This is a genomic window from Photobacterium sp. R1 (assembly GCF_054600795.1).
The window spans coordinates 1-294 of the sequence record NZ_BAAHZP010000398.1 but is presented as its reverse complement, the minus strand read 5'-3'; the positions used below and the strand labels follow the sequence as shown (position 1 = coordinate 294).

At 53.1% G+C, this 294-nt stretch carries 1 protein-coding gene; it reads right to left on the bottom strand.

The features are described 5' to 3' along the window. Positions 1–294, bottom strand: a 294-nt coding sequence (locus ACYP03_RS25595; protein ID WP_459782618.1) for a Clp protease/crotonase-like domain-containing protein, incomplete at both ends; no start/stop codon positions are given.

Here is a 294-nt window from a genome sequence, read left to right as displayed (position 1 = left end):
CGATGTGAAAATTTTTCCCCATGATCAATCTCAGCTGGCTGATGGTTTCTCTGGCCAGCAAATACCGTTCGCTGCGTGACCAGCTTCGGGTTGTGGTTGATTTGATGGCAGCAATCGCATCTGGCGACGCCTGACAAAGCTGCTGAGCCAGTACTTGTGCGGCCTGACGCGGGTTATCATGAATTTCCGTCACCAGGCCAAGTTGCTGTGCACGAGAACCGGATACGATTTCACCCGTCATAGTCAGCTTCATCGCCACATCTTTTGCCACCAACTCGCGCAGTGACAGCAAGC